Source organism: Calidithermus terrae (assembly GCF_003574345.1).
In the GTDB taxonomy this organism is placed as follows: Bacteria; Deinococcota; Deinococci; order Deinococcales; family Thermaceae; genus Calidithermus; species Calidithermus chliarophilus.
This window is the reverse complement of sequence record NZ_QXDL01000455.1, coordinates 1-795: the sequence shown is the minus strand read 5'-3', so window position 1 is coordinate 795 and position 795 is coordinate 1. Positions and strand designations below refer to the sequence as shown.

Genomic DNA, 795 nt, shown 5'->3' with positions numbered 1-795 from the left:
GCCAGATCTCCGCGCGCTGGGCGGGGTCGGGGTGGGGGAAGTGCACCACGAAGCGGATGCGCCGCAGGAAGGCGCTGTCGAGGGATTCCTTGAGGTTGGTGGTGAGGACGGCGAGGCCGCGGTACTGCTCCATGCGCTGCAGCAGGTAGCTGACCTCGAGGTTGGCGTAGCGGTCGTGGGAGTCCTTGACCTCCGAGCGCTTGCCGAAGAGGGCGTCGGCCTCGTCGAAGAGCAGGATGGCCCCCCCGCCCTCGGCGGCGTCGAAGACGCGGCGCAGGTTCTTCTCGGTCTCGCCGATGTACTTGCTCACGACCTGCGCGAGGTCGATGCGGTAGAGGTCCAGGCCCAGCTCGGCGGCGAGCACCTCGGCGGCGAGGGTCTTGCCGGTGCCGCTGGGGCCGGCGAAGAGCGCGCTGATCCCCAAGCCCCGCTGCCCCTTGCGGGCGAAGCCCCAGCGCTCGTAGACCCTCGAGCGCTGCCGCACCTGGGCGGCGAGCTCCCGCAGCAGCCGCTGCTCGTGGGCGGGCAGCACCAAATCGGCCCAGGTGGCGGCGGCCTCGACGCGCTGGGCCAGGTCCTCCAGCCGGGGCCGGGCCTGCAGGCGGCAGGCCTGCCAGAGGTCGGGGGGGCGCTGGCCGAGCAGGTCCTGGATGGCCCGGGCGCTGAGGTTGAACTGCGAGGCCAGGGCGGCGGCCTCGGCTTCCCCCACCCCCTCCTGCCACAGCTCGAGCTGTTCCGCCGGGGTGGGCGGGCGCACCTCGAGCCGCAGGGCGGGGCGCTCGAGGTGCGCCCGCC

Annotated in this window: 1 protein-coding gene; it reads right to left on the bottom strand. The window is 73.7% G+C overall.

From position 1 onward, the window contains the following. Window positions 1-795: ATP-binding protein (locus Mterra_RS21545; protein WP_147373073.1), on the bottom strand; the 795-nt coding region annotated here is incomplete at both ends.